Source organism: Bacillus sp. NH11B (assembly GCF_001884205.1).
Classification (GTDB): Bacteria; Bacillota; Bacilli; order Bacillales; family Bacillaceae_G; genus Bacillus_A; species Bacillus_A proteolyticus.
The window spans coordinates 160094-177724 of the sequence record NZ_MAOG01000109.1; the positions used below are offsets into that span (position 1 = coordinate 160094).

The window sequence follows — 17631 nt, forward strand, 5'->3', positions numbered from 1 at the left end:
CCCTATTCTAACGGTGCCGAAGGCGTGTCACGTTTGACAACCGTAATATGCTCTACGTCATTTAAATCAGCAGCAGGTTTTACATAAGCTGTTTTTGTTAAACCGTATGGATCAGGCTGAACATCAACGATTTTTCCGATTACAAGACCCTTCGGGAAAATATCACCAAGTCCAGATGTTACAACTAGTTGATCTTTTTGTACTGGTACATCAGAGCCAATCTTTGTGAAAAGAAGTAATTGTTTTTCTTTATCGTAACCTTCAATCAACCCAAAGATTTTTTCTTGTCCTTGTACAATAGCAGAAACACGGTTTGTTCGGCTCATAGAACTTAACAACTCTACTGATGATGTAAACTGAGATACACTTTTCACTCGTCCAACTAAACCTTGTGAAGTTATTACCGCCATATCTTTTTTAATTCCTTGTTGTGCCCCTTTATCAATTCCAACTAGATCGTACCATTTGTCGGGATTACGAGAAACAACAGTAGCTGGAATTTCAGTATAACCGCTATTTAACGCTGTTTTACCAGTTAACTCTTGTAGTTTCTTTTTATCATCTTCTAATTGCTTTACGTCAACTGATAACTTTGCATAGTTATCTAATTTTGCTTTTAATTCTTTATTCTCTTCATACGTGCGCTTTACATCTTCTACGTTTTCGAAGAATCCGGCAACATAATTCGCTGGCTTTTGGAATACACGTTCTACAACACCGACAGTATCTTTTATAAACTGCTCGGGCCATGTTAAACTGTTCCGTTCTTTCAATGAGATTCCAATCAATGCCACGAGAAGAATAATACTAACTAACAAAACAATTAATCTTTTGTTTAAGAAAAACTGTGGCACGTTCACACCCTCTTAATTTCATTGATTTTTATTTTGCAATATTATCGAGCAGCAGTTTTGAAAAGGTCGATATTGTCTAATGCTTTACCCGTTCCAATCGCTACACAATCTAATGGGTTTTCTGCAACAAGAACTGGCATATTTGTTTCTTCACTAATAACTTTATCTAAGTTACGTAGTAATGCCCCGCCACCCGTTAATACGATACCACGGTCCATAATATCTGCCGCTAATTCAGGTGGAGTTTTCTCTAATGTATTTTTAACTGATTCTACAATCGCATCTACTGTATCTTTTAATGCATCTGCAATTTCTTCTGGTTGAATTAATACTGTTTTTGGTAAACCACTTACTAAATCACGACCGCGAATTTCCATAGGTTCAATACCTTCTGGCTCGCCTGCAGAACCGATTTCTAATTTTAATGCTTCAGCTGTTCTTTCACCAATCATTAAGTTGTAGCTTTTCTTAATGTACTGAATGATTGAATCATCCATATCATCACCAGCAACACGAACTGATTGACTTGTTACAATACCACCTAAAGAAATAATTGCAACTTCTGTTGTACCACCACCGATATCAACAACCATACTACCAGTTGGTTCCCAAACAGGTAGGTTCGCACCAATTGCTGCTGCAAATGGCTCTTCAATTGGATATGCATCACGAGCACCAGCTTGACGAGTTGCATCGATTACTGCACGTCTTTCTACAGCTGTAATACCAGATGGTACACATACCATTACGTATGGCTTACGTGAGAAGAATCCATTTGATTTTTGAGCTTGTTGAATGTAATATTTCATCATTGTTGCTGTTGTTTCGTAATCAGCAATTACACCGTCTTTCATAGGGCGAAGTGCCACTACGTTTCCTGGTGTACGACCAATCATTTGTTTTGCATCGCTACCTACTGCAACGATTTGTTTCGTATCAGTTTGTAATGCTACTACTGAAGGCTCACGTAAAACTACACCTTTTCCTTTTACATATACAAGCGTGTTCGCAGTTCCTAAATCTATTCCAAGATCGCGAGTAAAGCCACCAAATCCAAACATATTATTTATCTTCCTTTCTTGTTTTCACGGACTCATTTTCTCTTACTTTATATGATAAAAACAGTACGTTTTTTTATATCTGTATCCTTTTTGTAGATAATTTTCTACAAAAAACTCATAAATCACATTATAAAACAAAATAAGTAAAAAGCATAGTCTTAAATATGACCTTTTTCCTTTAAACTCACGAATTTATGGTCACCTATTATAATATGATCGAGCACTTCAATTCCGATAATCTGGCCGCATTCTACTAAACGTTTTGTTACTTCAATATCTTCTCGGCTCGGCGTAGGATCTCCTGAGGGATGGTTATGGAGACATATTATAGAGGCTGCTGCACGACGGAATGCTTCTTTAAAAACTTCCCTCGGATGCACAATCGACGTATTTAAACTTCCAATAAAAATCGTTTGCCTATGTATAACTTGATTTTTTGTATTCAAATATAAACACACAAAATGCTCCTGCTGTAAAAAACGCATCTCTTCCATCATATAACTCGCACAATCTTCCGGGCTTCGAATGCTATATCTATTCCGATATTCTAAACGAACCATTCTTCTCCCTAATTCAAAAGCAGCCATAAGTTGCGACGCTTTTGCGATTCCAACACCATGAATGCTTATTAGCTCTTCTAATGTTGCGTCTTTCAACATTCGTAAACCATCAAAATGGTGTAAAATTTTATCTGATAACGTTAAAACTGTATCTTCTTTAGAACCTGTTCTGAGTAATACTGCAAGAAGCTCTCGATTCGATAAACTTCCAGCTCCTTCTAATAATAAACGCTCCCGTGGCTGTTCCTCTTTCACAACATCACGAATACCGTTCATTTCTTCACCTCTTTTTTATTAGTTCTCTCAAAGAAAACCCCATGCAATTTTACGCATGGGTTACATCGCTATCAAACTGTTTTAATTCACGAACAAGACGTGCAATTGGCAAGCCTACCACACTATAATAATCCCCTTGAATGTGCTGAACAAAAATAGATCCTTTCCCTTGGATCCCATAACTTCCTGCTTTATCAAGTGGTTCCTTCGATGCAACGTATGCGTCAATTTCATCTTCTGTTAATTCCCAAAACGTCACTTCTGTACGCTCATAAAAAGTTACCGTTTTCTCTTTTAATATAATCGCAACACCAGTATATACTTCATGTGTTTTCCCTGATAATAATTGTAACATTTCTTTCGCCTCAGCCCCATTAGACGGCTTTCCAAGAATACGTGACTCATATGTAACAATTGTATCTGCACCTAATACAATATCATCACTATAATTTTCTGCTACGGCAGATGCTTTTTGTAAAGCAAGCGACATAACAATATCAGAAGGTGATGAATATGCACCAATCGTCTCATCTACTTCACTAACAACAACTTCAAATGGCACATCAGCTAATTCAAGCAGTTCCTTCCTCCGAGGTGATCCTGAAGCTAAAATAATTTTTTTCATGTTTTCTCCTTCCTTTCTCATATGAAGCAGAACAATTCCTATCAATCGTATCAAAGGAATAGTTTTCCCACAAATTAGAGAAATATCATTTTCTCTAATTAAAATAATATTTTTTTTAATACGATTATACTCTGCCCACAAAGAAAGCACTTTGTTCTAAATTCAAAAGAAAAGAAAGAAGTATAAATACTTCTTTCTCCTTCATCTTATTATCATTTCACTTTTTGTGAAACTATTTTTTCATATGAAAGTAAGCCATCAATAATAACTTGATTTAATTTAGCTACAGATTCCTTATCACTCTTCCCTTCCTTAATTGTTTGCACGGCTACTGACGTGTACGTATAAAGCTTCTTCGCATCTTCACGCTTCATACTTTTCCCTTCTTTTCCAATCGCTTTCCACTCTTTTGTGATTGCTTCTATATCTTTTGGGTTACTCTTTCCACTAGTTTGCACACCGAAAACGTATTTTTCAAAATGAGTATACAATGGCTGTATTTTCGCTAAAAACCCACCCACTTCTTTATCATTTTTGAGTAATGCTTTATCTGTAATATCCCAATTTTTTTTCAAAACTGAAACACCATCTTGCTTATACTGGCCTATTAATTGATTCACAGCTTGTTCATCACTTGCAACACCAACAACTAACGCATACTTATCACCACTCGGTTTCAAAGCAGCCACGCCTCCATTACTTTTCCACTCTTCAATAGCTGCCTGTCCCTTTTCTTCAGAGGAGTATAGCCCTCCTTGAACGAAAAATAGTTTCATTGGTTCTAATGCAGCTCCTACCTGCGCTTTTTGTTCTACCGTTCCGTCCACCTTTTGTTCCTCATTACCTGTCTGCTTCGAAGCCGTTACCGTACCTTCCCCTGTTGTCCCTTGTCCAGTTAATAAATGAATTATCCCCATCCCAAATACAGTACCGATAATAATTGCAGTTGCAACGATTGCGATTATTGTTGTACTCCATTTCTTTCGGTATTGTGCCATAGACGATGTCTTTTCTTTTTTAAAAGGTACAACGTTTTGCGGTCTTTCACTTTCGACTACCATCCATTCAAACTCATCTTTCTTCTTTTCTTCATACTTCGCTTCTGTTCCATTTACTTTCACCGAGATCGTTCGTGATTGCTTGTCCATACACTCACACCTCACCTCTTATCGTTGTCCGCATCATATCATATTCATTTCACAAAAAAACGAGATATTTGTCAGAGGAATTCGCCAAATTATCCTATATAATTATCTTATATGTATGCATTTGACTTCATTTGTAGAACAAAAAACTAGATAGCAAATACTATCTAGTTTTTTTCGCAAATATATTTTCGAACTTCGGAAATGAAATATAGAGAACCTGTTATGATGAAAACATCATTTTCTCCTATCATTTCAATCTTCGTATCAATTGCCTCTTTCCAATCTTCAAAAATTAATTTTGATTCTTTTTGTGAATACGATGCAAGTTTGTCAGCAGAAATAGCACGATCAAAGGCGAATGTTGTAAAAATAATTTCATCGGCAATGGCTTCTAATTGCCCTACCATGTTATGTAACTGCTTGTCACCAAGAGCAGTAAATAAAACTACTACATTTTTATCTTTGTAATGTGCCTCTACTGTTTTCACAAGGCTTTCAATACCCTCTGGATTATGAGCACCATCTATAATAATATCCGGGTTACTTTGTAGCTTTTCAAATCGGCCAATCCAGTACGCTTCCTGTAATCCAACTTTCATTTCCTCTTCATTAATTAAAAATGATAAATATGTTTTTAAATACATTACGGCCATAAGCGCTACTGTAGCATTGCCTACTTGATGAATACCTTTCATCGAAATCCGAACATCTTCAAATGAGGCGAATGGACAAGCAAAATCAAAATGTTCTCCATCTTCATTAGAATGTTTATGTAGTGATGTAAACTGTTTGCCAAGTTCATATACGTTTGCATGATTTTCCTTCGCAACCTTTTGAATGACTTGCAATGCTTCTTCATCTTGTACACCAGTAATTACTGGAACACCTGATTTAATAATCCCTGCCTTTTCATATGCAATTTCTCCTAGTGTATTCCCTAAAATATGCATATGATCGTGACCGATATTCGTAATAATAGTGAGAACAGGATGAATAACGTTTGTAGAATCAAACCTTCCCCCAAGCCCTGTTTCAAATAAAACAACATCACAGAAATTAACTTTACCGAAATAGCAAATTGCCATAACAGTAATAATTTCAAACTCGGTCGCTTCTCCTAAATCCGTCTCGTCTAGTTTTTCAACGACCGGCTTTACCATATTTACAAGTTCCACAATCTCTTCATCTGCAATTGGTGTTCCGTTCACACTAATACGTTCATTGAATGTTTCGATATAAGGAGAGGTAAATGTTCCTACTTTATATTTCGCGCCCTCTAACATGTTGCGCATGTATGTTAAAGTTGAACCTTTTCCATTTGTACCCGCAAGATGAACACATTTTATATGACGCTCTGGATTTCCGAGCTCTTCTAACATCCATTGCATTCTTTCTAATCCTGGTTTTATCCCAAATTTCAATCGGCTATGAATCCATCCTATCGCTTCTTCGTATGTATGTATCACGTATGTTATTCCCCTTTCAAAAGACAACCTTCATACCTCTATTATACGCAAAGAAAAGAGACTCACCAATATAGTGAGTCTCTGAAAAAATATTTTATTTCTCAAGATCCGCTAGACGTTGACGAACCGCTTCACGTTTTTCTAGGTAATCTTGCTCTTTCGCACGCTCTCCGTCAATAACTGCTGCAGGAGCTTTCGCTACGAAACCTTGGTTTGAAAGTTTCTTCTGTACTCGTTCTACTTCTTTATCGAACTTCTCAAGTTCTTTTTCAAGACGAGCTTTTTCCTCATCAAGATTGATAAGATCAGCTAACGGTAAGAATAACTCTGCACCTGATACGATTGCAGTCATCGCTTTTTCTGGCGCTTGTAGATCTGTTTTAATTGTTAATTCACTTGGGTTACAGAAACGCTCAATGTAAGAGCTGTTTTTCGTAAGTTGAGCTAGTACTGCCTCATCTTTTGCTTTAATTTGCATTTGAACTTTTTTGCTCATTGGCGTATTTACTTCTGCACGGATGTTACGAACAGAGCGAATGATATCAACTAGAAGGTGCATTTCTGCTGCCGCTTCTTTATCTTGTAAATCTTCGCGAACTGTTGGCCATGCTGCTACTGTAATAGACTCGCCTTCATGCGGTAAATGCTGCCAAATTTTCTCTGTTACGAATGGCATGAACGGGTGTAATAGACGCATTGTTTGGTCTAATACGTAAGCTAAAATAGAACGAGTTGTTTTCTTAGCTGTCTCATCTTCACCGTATAGTGGCAGTTTCGCCATCTCAATGTACCAGTCACAGAAATCATCCCAAATGAAGTTGTATAATGAACGACCAGCTTCACCGAACTCATATTTATCCATGTTACGTGTTACACTTTCGATTGTTTCGTTTAAGCGAGTTAAAATCCACTTATCTGCAACTGATTTTTCACCAGTTAAATCGATTTCTTCATACTTCATGTCATCCATGTTCATTAATACGAAACGTGATGCGTTCCAAATTTTATTAATGAAGTTCCAAGTAGATTCTACTTTCTCCATGCTGAAGCGTAAATCTTGGCCTGGTGCACTTCCTGTTGATAAGAAGTAACGCATTGCATCTGCACCGTATTTCTCGATAACATCCATAGGATCAATACCGTTACCAAGAGATTTACTCATTTTACGTCCTTGCTCATCGCGAACTAAACCGTGAATTAATACATCTTTAAATGGACGCTCTCCTGTAAACTCTAAACCTTGGAAAATCATACGAGATACCCAGAAGAAGATGATGTCATAACCAGTTACTAGTGCATCTGTTGAATAGAACTTTTTAAAGTCTGCTGCCTCTTCATTTGGCCAGCCAAGTGTTGAGAATGGCCATAACGCTGAGCTAAACCATGTATCAAGTACGTCATTATCTTGATTCCAGTTTTCAATATCCGTTGGTGCTTCTGTACCTACGTATATTTCACCAGTTTCTTTATGATACCAAGCTGGAATGCGATGTCCCCACCATAATTGACGAGAAATACACCAGTCATGAATGTTTTCCATCCAGCGTAAGTATGTGTTTTCAAAACGCTCTGGTACGAACGTTACTTTTTCTTCTTCTTTTTGTTGAAGTTCTACCGCTTTTTCTGCAAGTGGAGCCATTTTTACGAACCATTGTGTTGATAAGTAAGGCTCAACAACTGCACCGCTACGCTCACTATGACCTACTGAGTGCATATGAGGCTCGATTTCTACTAATACGCCAGCTTCTTGTAAGTCTTTCACTAACTCTTTACGACATTCGAAACGATCCATACCGTTATACTTGCCAGCTTTTTCGTTCATCGTTCCATTTTCGTTCATTACTAAAATACGTGGTAAGTCATGACGGTTACCTACTTCAAAGTCATTCGGGTCATGAGCTGGTGTAATTTTCACAACGCCTGTTCCGAAGTCTTTTTCTACGTATTCATCAGCAATAATCGGAATCTCACGGCCTACGATTGGAAGTGTAACTGTTTTTCCGATTAAATGTTTGTAGCGATCATCTTCTGGATGAACTGCTACCGCTGTATCTCCAAGCATCGTTTCTGGACGAGTAGTTGCAAGACGAATGTGACCAGAACCATCTGTTAACGGATAATTCATATGGTAGAATGCACCTTGAACTTCTTTATGAATTACTTCAATATCAGAAAGAGCTGTGCGTGTTGCTGGATCCCAGTTGATAATATACTCACCGCGGTAAATTAAACCTTTTTCATATAATTGAACAAATACTTTATTAACAGCGTTAGATAAACCTTCGTCTAATGTGAAACGTTCACGAGAATAGTCTAGTCCTAAACCAACTTTTCCCCATTGTTGACGAATGTGAGAAGCGTATTCTTCTTTCCATTCCCAAGCTTTTTCAAGGAATTTCTCACGGCCAAGATCGTAACGTGAAATACCTTCTTCACGAAGTTTCCCTTCTACTTTCGCTTGCGTTGCGATACCAGCATGGTCCATCCCTGGAAGCCACAGTACATCGTAACCTTGCATACGTTTCGTACGAGTTAAAATATCTTGAAGAGTTGTATCCCAAGCATGACCTAAGTGTAACTTACCAGTTACGTTCGGAGGTGGAATTACAATTGTATACGGTTGTTTCTTCTCGTCTCCTGTTGCTTCGAAATATTTGCCTTCAAGCCACCATTGATAAAGGCCTTCTTCAACGGACATATGATCATATTTAGTTGGTAAATTCTTTTCCGTGTTTGACATTATTTTCCCTCCTTAAAATAAAAAATGCCCCTCATCCAAAAAAGGACGAGGGACATCGCGGTACCACCTTTATTTACAAACAAATTCAGAATTTGCTTATACTCTTAATTTGATAACGGACAAATCCGTCTTTTCCTAATGAGAACTATTCCGTTCAGAAAAGATGCTCCAGGGCTACCTTCTAACATAACTATCTAGAGAATCTCCCAGCTAATGATTCTCCTCTCTGAAGACGTTTCATGTTATACTCTTCCCCTTCAATGCATTTATATGATTGTTAATTATTATATACAATAGTGTAAAAAACGAAACCTTATTCGTCAAGATAAATTTGAAACTACGGCTTTTATCTCTTTATGGAACTAATAAAAAAAGATAAGCAGGGTTCTCCCTACTTATCTTCTTCATCCGTTCCCTTGCTGGGCAGCTTGTAATTGCGAAAGGAAATATTCTGTATTGCTAACGAGCCAATGCGATTGCTGCAGACTTTTCACCCCGCGGAGCTCATTTTCTTCATTACGACTCTTTCTTCTTTTCGTATACGACTGAATTTGCCGAATAAAATGCGACGGATACGTCATATATGCAAACATAAGAAGCTGCTCCTCTTTCGAAAACGGGAAATTTTTTTGATACATTTGATACCATTCAAAGCGGTCACTCCGTGCAATTGGATATGTGTTTAAAGACCGCGAATAAAAATCTACTATATCTTGCACAGGCGTTGCAAACTGCGATTTTTCTAAACTAATAAAATAGCCGTTTCGCTCATAATCAAATAAAAAATGATTAAGCGAGACATTCCCATGAACGAAAGTAGTACGTGTTGTTTCCTTTTCTTTCATCGCATCATGCCATTCATTTAATTGCTTTGTTGCGAACTCGCGAGCTCTCATAACATGGTGATAATACGTACAATATTGTAATTCAAACGGAGACATATACCACTTCGCTTCAGATTCTACAAGAAACTCTTCTAACATCTCACCATCATTTTCCCAACGGTCGGATATATTTGTATAATGTTTTTCTAACTCTTCTTCTGTATACGTCTCCTCTTTCACCGTTTTTTGATGCAACGTTCCGAGCGTCTGAAACATTTTGTGATATTGATCGTTATCCTCACCGTTTCCTTCCGCACGCTCTAACCAAGGCATTAAATAATAACTATATGTCCCATCACTTAAGACATAATTTCCGTCCGTCGCATGATAAATAGGTACATAATTCGAAAAACCTTTCTCTTTCAAATATTGAATGTGATGCAAAAAATTATTCCGCTCTAATTTTCTATCTTGTATTTTCTTTAACGCATACGGACCTTGATTCGTATAAATTTTCATTACACTTCCGTGCTCTTCCATATGCTGCGTATCCAATCTATATTGCCTGACAATGGGTTCATAGCGATTTCGTAATTCAATATCCATACGAATGACCCTTTCTTGTTCAAAACATAACTTCTAGGAAAAGAAAAGAGGTGAGTGAAAAAACTCACTCACTTATTTCACTTTTGCTTTTGAAACGGGAATATATATAATTTGCCCTGTAGTCAAATATATATCTTCCGATTGATTTACACGGTATAAGTTTTGTACAGACGTTTCATAACGATCTGCAACAGATTCGATCGTATCCCCTTCTTGCACGAAATACATTCTTAACTTTGTAAATTCTTCTTCCGGTTCTTTCGTAAATAATTTCGTTAAATAAAGCGCATTTTCATCTCGCTGTGAGTACGCTTCTTCTTCTTGCTCTTCTTGTTTTTTTGCTTTTTCTTTCTTGAAATCTTTTCGTCCGAACAATTCAAATTGTGGCGTTGTTTCTTTTTCCTCTACACGCTCCACAAATTCATGTTCTTCTATTTCCTCTTCCTCTACTTCCTGCTCTTTTCTTTCCTCTAGTTGAAACGGTTCAAATGCGTAATCTTCCCACTCATCTGATTCCTTATAAGATGGTTCTTCTACATATGGTACGGGCCTATTTTCATCCTCTTGTTCTAAATCATCTTCTAACTCAGCGTATGTCGTGTCGTCCTCTTCTTCCTCTTCCTCAATTCTTTCCTCGTCACATAAACCTGTAATAGATATATCCGCTAACAATTGTAAGCAACCATTTTCCTTTAATTCATAATCAAATTCCTCAATTGATACATATAGTTCTTCAATTACTTTCACTCGATTTCTTGGAATTGATATTTCAAGCGGAAAGGAATGGACAAGCTCATTAACCCCGTCTTCCCTTGTTTCTACATAATCAATTGCCTTTGCTGGTGATAGCTCTCTTAATGAATAAGCTGAGTCATCTTGCCTTGCAACATACTCTCCCGTTAAATCTAACTGCCCTCTCACGATAACTTCATGATCAAGCTCTTCTATCTCAACGTCTGGATCTAACGAAATTGACAAAAGTTCTTCGACTTCCTGTCCTTTTTGGAACCAAACAGATTCTTTTAATGAAAATCGTAATGAATGATCTAGTGCCACTTCTTTTCCCCCTCCCAAACTATATGTCATTACAGATTTATGTTCCCTAAGGCTACTTTATGAATAAAAAAAATCGCTCCCCTTATGGAGAGCGATTTTCTCTAAGAAATTATGCTTTTAATTTTGACATTGCAATTTCGGCCGCCGCAATTGTCGCCTCAATATCTGCATCACTATGTGCTGTTGATAAGAATAAACCTTCAAATTGAGAAGGTGGTAAAAATACACCTTGTTCTACCATTTCACGATAGTAAGCCGCAAAGAATTCTAAGTTTGAAGATTTTGCTGCATCGTAATTAATAACCTGCTCATCTGTGAAGAAAATACCAATCATAGAACCAGCACGGTTAATATAATGCGGAATGCCATGTTTTTCAGCCGCTTTACGTAAACCAGCTTCTAACATTTCAGCTTTACGCTCAAATTCTACATATGATTCTGGCGTTAATTGTACTAACGTTTCATAACCTGCTGCCATCGCAAGCGGGTTACCTGATAAAGTACCAGCTTGGTAAATCGGCCCGCTTGGTGCAACTTGACGCATAATCTCTGCCTTACCACCGTATGCTCCTACCGGTAAGCCACCACCGATTACTTTACCTAAACAAGTTAAATCAGGTGTTACACCGTAGTAACCTTGTCCACAATTATAAGCAACACGGAATCCTGTCATTACTTCATCAAAAATAAGTAGTGCACCGTTTTGCTCTGTTACTTCACGAAGTCCTTCTAAAAATCCTGGTTGCGGAGGAACAACACCCATATTCCCTGCCACTGGTTCTACAATTATACAAGCGATGTCATCACCAAATTGTTCGAAAGCATATTTTACACTTTCTAAATCGTTGTACGCTACTGTAATCGTATTTTTCGCTACACCTTCTGGTACACCAGGGCTATCTGGTAAACCTAGCGTCGCCACACCAGAGCCTGCTTTAATTAATAACGAATCGCCATGACCATGGTAACAACCAATGAATTTCAAAATTTTGTTACGGCCTGTATAACCACGAGCTAAACGTAGTGCACTCATTGTCGCTTCTGTTCCAGAGTTAACCATACGTACAATCTCAATTGATGGTACGCGCTCAATAACAAGTTTTGCTAATTTATTTTCAATTTCTGTTGGTGCACCGAAGCTTGTACCTCTTTCAGCGACAGCTTTTAAAGCTTCCACAACACGATCGTTTGCATGACCATGAATTAAAGGACCCCATGATAATACGTAATCGATGTATTCATTTCCATCGATATCATATACTTTAGAACCTTTTCCACGCTCCATAAACAACGGATTCATACCGACAGATTTAAAGGCACGAACAGGGCTATTTACGCCACCAGGCATTAAGTCTTGTGCCTCTTCAAACGCCGCAATCGACTTATCAAACTTTTTCATTATTTAGCACCTCCTTCTTGTAACCATCTTGCTGCATCTTTTGCATGATACGTAATAATTAAATCTGCTCCTGCACGTTTCATGCTAATTAATTTTTCAAGTACAACTTCTTTTTCATTAATCCAACCATTTTGCGCCGCCGCTTTAATCATTGAATATTCACCGCTTACGTTATAAGCAACGACTGGTAAATTAAAGTTATTTTTCACATCACGAACGATATCTAAGTAAGAAAGAGCTGGCTTTACAATTAAGAAATCTGCCCCTTCCATTACATCTGATTCTGCTTCACGGAACGCTTCCATACGGTTCGCTGGGTCCATCTGATATGTTTTACGATCACCAAATTGTGGTGCACCGTGCGCCGCATCACGGAATGGTCCGTAAAATGCTGATGAATATTTCACAGCGTACGACATAACTGGCACATGACCAAAACCATTTTCATCTAATGCATGGCGAATTGCTGTTACGAACCCGTCCATCATGTTTGACGGCGCAATAATGTCCGCTCCCGCTTTCGCTTGGCTTACAGCTGTTTTCGCAAGAACTGCAAGAGACTCGTCATTTAAAATAATACCATCTTCAATCACACCGCAATGACCATGGCTTGTGAATTGACATAAACATGTATCTGCAACTACTACTAGCTCAGGGAAATCACCTTTAATTTGCTTAATTGCACGTTGCACAATTCCATGATCACAATATGCTGATGACCCAACTTCATCCTTTTCAGCAGGTAAACCAAATACAATAACAGAACGAATACCTAAGTCAACAACCTCTTGCATTTCAGCTTGCAATAAATCTAAAGACATTTGATATACGCCTGGCATAGAAGGAACTTCATTACGAACATTTTCACCTTCTAATACAAAAATAGGGTAAATAAAATCTTCCGTATGTAAAAACGTTTCACGCACAAGCGCACGCATGTTACCGCTTTGTCTTAAGCGACGATGACGATTAAATTGTAAAGAGTTCATAGATTTCTATCCCCATTCTTTTATTTTATAGATTCACAAATGCATTGTAGTAATGCTTCTACAGTGTACTCTTTTGGCACAATAACATGCGAAAAATAAAGGCTCGCCTCTTTTTCCGTAATAGGCCCTATACAAGCAATTGTACATTTTTTTGTCCATTCTCTCCAGTTTGTACCCTCAAGTAAACGAACAAAACTAGTGACAGTTGAAGGGCTCGTAAATGTAATAATGTCTACTTTCCCTTCTTCTAATGCTACTATAAGCTCTTGCTTTTTCATTACATTTTCTTTCGTACCGTATACGATTAGCTCCTCTAGAGAAACACCCATTTCCCGGAGTTTAACTGGGATAACATCTCTTGCTAAATTCCCTTTCGGAAATAAAATACATTCGTTTCCACTTAGTTTTTTTACAAACTCTTCTGCAAATACTTCTGCAACAAATGCTGTGGGAACAAAATCTACTTGATAGCCTCGCTTTTCTAACTCTAACTTTGTTTTCACGCCTACTGCAGCAATTTTAATCGGTCCGGGGAGCTTCTTTCTCAAACTATCTAGAAAAAAAGCTACACCATTTTTACTCGTAAAAATAACCCAGTCATACGAATGTAGCTGTCCTGCTATATGTTGAATTTCCCTATGAGACATACCTTCCATACGCAAAAGCGGAATTTCCAATGGAATTCCGCTCCTTTCTTTCACTGCTACACTCATTTGTTTCACTTGGTGCTGGGCACGTGTAATCAATACTGTTTTGCCAGCGAGAGCGTTCATATTTATTGTTGCTCCTTATTTGCAGCAAGAATGAGCTCTTTTGCTCCTTGTTTAATTAAACGGTCTGCAGCCTCTAATCCAACTTGCTTCGGATCAGTGCCTACTACTGTCTCTTTCAACAAAACAGAACCGTCCATAGAACCGACAAGCGCTGTTAATTCGATTGCATCATCTTCTTTAAGAGTTGCATATCCAGCGATTGGAACTTGGCATCCACCTTCAAGTTTATGAAGAAATACTCGTTCAGCAGCCACTGTTCTTTCTGTTACTGCATCATTAATATGTGCTAACAACTGAAGTAAATCCTTATCGTCCTCACGACATTCAATCGATAATGCACCTTGTCCTACAGCTGGTACACATAACGTTTCATCTAAATGTTCTGTAATAACTTCATCGTCCCAGCCCATTCTTTGTAATCCAGCTGTCGCTAAAATAATCGCATCGTAATCTTCTTCTTTTAATTTACGTAAACGTGTATCGATATTTCCGCGAATCCACTTCACTTGTAAATCTGGTCTCGCAGCTAGTAGTTGTGCACTACGTCTCAAACTACTCGTCCCTAAGATTGCACCTTCTGCTAAATCTTTAAACGATTCTCCGCTTTTAGAAATAAAAGCATCACGAGGGTCAACACGCTTTGGTGTACAACCAATCATTAATCCTTCTGGAAGTACGGCCGGCATATCTTTCATACTATGTACAGCCATATCGATTTCTTTCGTAAGTAACGCATGTTCAATTTCTTTAACGAACAAACCTTTTCCGCCTACTTTTGAAAGAGTAACATCTAAAATCACATCACCTTTAGTGACAATTTCTTTCACTTCAAATTCATATGGTAAACCAAGTGCTTTTAACTGATCAATAAACCAGTTTGTTTGTGTTAATGCTAGTTTACTCTTTCGTGAACCTACAATAATTTTGCGCATAATTCTCTCTCCTCATTATAAATACCAAAAGTGGAAATTAGATAAACTACTTAATAGAAAAATGTTAACTAGCATTACGAGAAATGCCCCTACATTCCACAGTACAATTTTCTTACCTTGCAACACATCTGCCGCTCGTAAATACAAGCCCGCACAATATACAAATAGAACAACAAACGAACCGATTACTTTCGTATCATACCAATGGAAATTGTCCAATTTTGTATATCCCCATATGCATCCTAATAAAATTGCTAGTAAGAAGAATGGCACAGAAAATAAATTTAATCCGTAAGACGTAGATTCAAGCTTCGGCAAGTTCCCTAACCTTCTTAATCTCGCATTCCACTTTTTCTTTTTTAATAGGCGATATTGCAGTAAATACATAATAGAAAAAATAAACGATACAGTAAACGTTGCATAAGAAATAATCGCCATTCCGACATGCACGTATACAAGTTCTGAAACCAATTGCTCTGCAAGTACTGGCGACATCTTTCCTAGCGGTGTAAAAATCGAAAAAGCGCTTACGCCAAATGCAACAACATTTGTAAAAAAGACTAGAAAGTCAACGCGCATAAATCGATTGATGACTAACGACATCGTAATCAATAACCAAACATAAAAATAAATCCCTGATAATAAAGTTAAAATGGGATTCGTTTCTGAATCTGTCGCCCTAAGCAACATAAAAATAGACTGCAATACCCATACAATCGAAAGTAACCAAAAAGCAAATCGGTTCGCCTTTCGGTTACTTTGGAAATAATCTATAAAATATAAACTAATGCTACAAGCATATAAAATAATTGCAATATGATAAATAATACTGTTATTTAAAAAACTCATCCGATCATCCTTCCAAATTATAAAGATGGAACGGATGGTGTCCACGCTCTTTTATGTTCTACTTCTTCCGTATTTCCCGCTTCTTCTACTTCTAAATCAAAAATCTTCGCAAATAAAGCTAATTTTTCGTCGGCTCCCTCTTCAACAGCTAGTTCTTTAGCTACTAAAATTGGGTCTTTTAACAATTGATTAATAATACTTTTCGTATGTTTACTAATTACTTTTTTCTCACGATCACTTAGGTTTGGTATTTTCCGCTCAAGACTTTCCATCGTATCACTTTGAATTGCTAGCGCTTTATCACGAAGAGCCGATATTAACGGCACAACACCAAGCGTACTTAACCACGTTTTAAATAAAACCATTTCCTCTTCAATCATAAATTGAATCTTCTCTGCTTCTTTTAAACGTTCAGCACGGTTTGCTTCAACTACACCTTGCAGATCGTCGATATCATATAAGAAAGAGCCTTCTAATTCGTCAATCGCAGGATCAATATCACGTGGCACTGCAATATCAACCATAAATAACGGACGACCAGAGCGCATTCTCTCTACTTTCGTCATCATTTCTTTCGTAATAACATATTCTGATGCACCCGTTGAACTAATTAAAATATCCGCTTCTAATAATGCACATTGCAATTCACTTAAAGGCTTTGCATGTCCCATATATTTCTCAGCCATCACTTCCGCTTTCGTAAGCGTCCTATTCATAACTGTTACTTTACGAGCACCGCTTCCGTATAAGTTTTGCAGTGCAAGTTCACCCATCTTACCAGCACCAAGAATAAGTACATGACAATCTGTTAAATCGCCAAATATTTTCTTTCCGAGCTCAACAGCAGCATAACTAACAGACATCGCACTTCCACCAATTGTTGTTTCTGAGTGCGCACGTTTTGCTAACGTAACCACTTGCTTAAACAATTCATTAAAAATTGTGCCTGTCGCTTTTACTTGTTGCGCTTCTAAAAAGCTATCTTTTATTTGACCTAAAATCTGCGTCTCTCCAACTACCATAGAATCTAAACCGCACGTTACGCGGAATAAATGATCTATTGCACCATCTTGTTCAAAAATAGTTAAATATGGTGCGACCTCTTCTATTTCAAGCTGAAACCAATCAGCTAAAAACTTCTTAATGTAATACCGTCCCGTGTGTAATTGATCGACAACAGCGTAAATCTCAGTGCGATTACAAGTTGATACAATGACGTTTTCTAGCACGCTCTTTTGATTTTGTAATGTAGTCATTGCTTGCTCTAGCTCTGCTGCCTGAAATGTGAGTTTCTCACGAAATTCTACAGGGGCTGTTCGATAATTTACACTAACAACAAGAATATGCACGCAGCATGTCCCCCTTCACCCGTTTTATCACTTTATCTACTATCATAATACAACTTTCCTCTTATGAATCTGACAATCGTGTGAACAACTGATTATTTTTTATTTATTCTCCATATGTAATAAA

At 37.6% G+C, this 17631-nt stretch carries 15 protein-coding genes and 1 other annotated feature; all 15 genes read right to left on the minus strand.

All coding sequences use genetic code 11. The features are described 5' to 3' along the window. Window positions 1-2: 2 nt before the first annotated feature. Window positions 3-854: a rod shape-determining protein MreC gene (gene mreC, locus BAU27_RS20170; RefSeq protein ID WP_071745764.1), complete on the minus strand. Its 852-nt coding sequence runs from the start codon at window positions 852-854 to the stop codon at window positions 3-5. 41 nt (window positions 855-895) lie between these two features. After that, a complete protein-coding gene (mreB, locus tag BAU27_RS20175; RefSeq protein ID WP_000466738.1) occupies window positions 896-1915 on the minus strand; it encodes a cell shape-determining protein MreB in 1020 nt (339 codons plus the stop codon). A gap of 158 nt (window positions 1916-2073) precedes the next feature. Then, window positions 2074-2751, minus strand: a complete 678-nt coding sequence (gene radC / locus BAU27_RS20180; RefSeq protein ID WP_071745765.1) for a DNA repair protein RadC — start codon at window positions 2749-2751, stop codon at window positions 2074-2076. 49 nt (window positions 2752-2800) lie between these two features. Next, window positions 2801-3376 (minus strand): Maf family protein, encoded by a 576-nt coding sequence (locus BAU27_RS20185; protein ID WP_071745805.1) that lies wholly within the window; start codon window positions 3374-3376, stop codon window positions 2801-2803. 212 nt (window positions 3377-3588) lie between these two features. Further along, window positions 3589-4524: a stage II sporulation protein B gene (locus BAU27_RS20190; protein WP_071771734.1), complete on the minus strand. Its 936-nt coding sequence runs from the start codon at window positions 4522-4524 to the stop codon at window positions 3589-3591. Window positions 4525-4688: 164 nt separating this feature from the next. Next, complete coding sequence (locus BAU27_RS20195; RefSeq protein WP_071771735.1) at window positions 4689-5990, minus strand: bifunctional folylpolyglutamate synthase/dihydrofolate synthase; 1302 nt, start codon at window positions 5988-5990, stop codon at window positions 4689-4691. Window positions 5991-6084: 94 nt separating this feature from the next. Beyond that, window positions 6085-8730, minus strand: a complete 2646-nt coding sequence (locus BAU27_RS20200) for a valine--tRNA ligase (protein WP_071745768.1) — start codon at window positions 8728-8730, stop codon at window positions 6085-6087. Between the two features lie 38 nt (window positions 8731-8768). Then, window positions 8769-9000 (minus strand) — a binding site (T-box leader). Window positions 9001-9134: 134 nt separating this feature from the next. Next, on the minus strand, window positions 9135-10160 hold the full coding sequence (gene ysxE, locus BAU27_RS20205; protein ID WP_071771736.1) for a spore coat protein YsxE: 1026 nt from the start codon (window positions 10158-10160) through the stop codon (window positions 9135-9137). Window positions 10161-10232: 72 nt separating this feature from the next. After that, window positions 10233-11246 carry a stage VI sporulation protein D gene (gene spoVID, locus BAU27_RS20210; RefSeq protein ID WP_071771737.1) on the minus strand — a complete coding sequence of 338 codons (1014 nt, stop codon included), beginning with the start codon at window positions 11244-11246 and terminating at the stop codon, window positions 10233-10235. Between the two features lie 79 nt (window positions 11247-11325). Continuing rightward, the gene (hemL, locus tag BAU27_RS20215; protein ID WP_071771738.1) at window positions 11326-12615 is read right to left on the minus strand and encodes a glutamate-1-semialdehyde 2,1-aminomutase; all 1290 of its coding nucleotides are present in this window, start codon (window positions 12613-12615) and stop codon (window positions 11326-11328) included. Further along, window positions 12615-13604 (minus strand): porphobilinogen synthase, encoded by a 990-nt coding sequence (hemB, locus tag BAU27_RS20220; protein ID WP_071745772.1) that lies wholly within the window; start codon window positions 13602-13604, stop codon window positions 12615-12617. The genes hemL and hemB overlap by 1 nt, the downstream gene beginning before the upstream one ends. Before the next feature lie 20 nt (window positions 13605-13624). Continuing rightward, window positions 13625-14377, minus strand: coding sequence for a uroporphyrinogen-III synthase (gene hemD, locus BAU27_RS20225; RefSeq protein ID WP_071745773.1), 753 nt, complete (start codon window positions 14375-14377; stop codon window positions 13625-13627). A gap of 2 nt (window positions 14378-14379) precedes the next feature. Then, window positions 14380-15309, minus strand: coding sequence for a hydroxymethylbilane synthase (hemC, locus tag BAU27_RS20230; RefSeq protein ID WP_071771739.1), 930 nt, complete (start codon window positions 15307-15309; stop codon window positions 14380-14382). A gap of 15 nt (window positions 15310-15324) precedes the next feature. Next, window positions 15325-16158 (minus strand): cytochrome c biogenesis protein, encoded by an 834-nt coding sequence (locus BAU27_RS20235; protein WP_000009002.1) that lies wholly within the window; start codon window positions 16156-16158, stop codon window positions 15325-15327. Window positions 16159-16175: 17 nt separating this feature from the next. Beyond that, window positions 16176-17507, minus strand: a complete 1332-nt coding sequence (hemA, locus tag BAU27_RS20240; protein ID WP_071771740.1) for a glutamyl-tRNA reductase — start codon at window positions 17505-17507, stop codon at window positions 16176-16178. Between the last annotated feature and the right edge of the window lie 124 nt (window positions 17508-17631).

Excerpts from the sequence above, each read along its gene's own strand:
- radC (WP_071745765.1), bottom strand. The coding sequence starts at position 2,751 with ATGAACGGTATTCGTGATGTTGTGAAAGAGGAACAGCCACGGGAGCGT.
- ysxE (WP_071771736.1), bottom strand. The coding sequence starts at position 10,160 with ATGGATATTGAATTACGAAATCGCTATGAACCCATTGTCAGGCAATAT.
- BAU27_RS20185 (WP_071745805.1), bottom strand. The coding sequence starts at position 3,376 with ATGAAAAAAATTATTTTAGCTTCAGGATCACCTCGGAGGAAGGAACTG.
- hemC (WP_071771739.1), bottom strand. The coding sequence starts at position 15,309 with ATGCGCAAAATTATTGTAGGTTCACGAAAGAGTAAACTAGCATTAACA.
- hemD (WP_071745773.1), bottom strand. The coding sequence starts at position 14,377 with ATGAACGCTCTCGCTGGCAAAACAGTATTGATTACACGTGCCCAGCAC.
- hemL (WP_071771738.1), bottom strand. The coding sequence starts at position 12,615 with ATGAAAAAGTTTGATAAGTCGATTGCGGCGTTTGAAGAGGCACAAGAC.
- spoVID (WP_071771737.1), bottom strand. The coding sequence starts at position 11,246 with ATGACATATAGTTTGGGAGGGGGAAAAGAAGTGGCACTAGATCATTCA.
- hemB (WP_071745772.1), bottom strand. The coding sequence starts at position 13,604 with ATGAACTCTTTACAATTTAATCGTCATCGTCGCTTAAGACAAAGCGGT.
- BAU27_RS20200 (WP_071745768.1), bottom strand. The coding sequence starts at position 8,730 with ATGTCAAACACGGAAAAGAATTTACCAACTAAATATGATCATATGTCC.
- mreB (WP_000466738.1), bottom strand. The coding sequence starts at position 1,915 with ATGTTTGGATTTGGTGGCTTTACTCGCGATCTTGGAATAGATTTAGGA.
- BAU27_RS20235 (WP_000009002.1), bottom strand. The coding sequence starts at position 16,158 with ATGAGTTTTTTAAATAACAGTATTATTTATCATATTGCAATTATTTTA.
- BAU27_RS20190 (WP_071771734.1), bottom strand. The coding sequence starts at position 4,524 with ATGGACAAGCAATCACGAACGATCTCGGTGAAAGTAAATGGAACAGAA.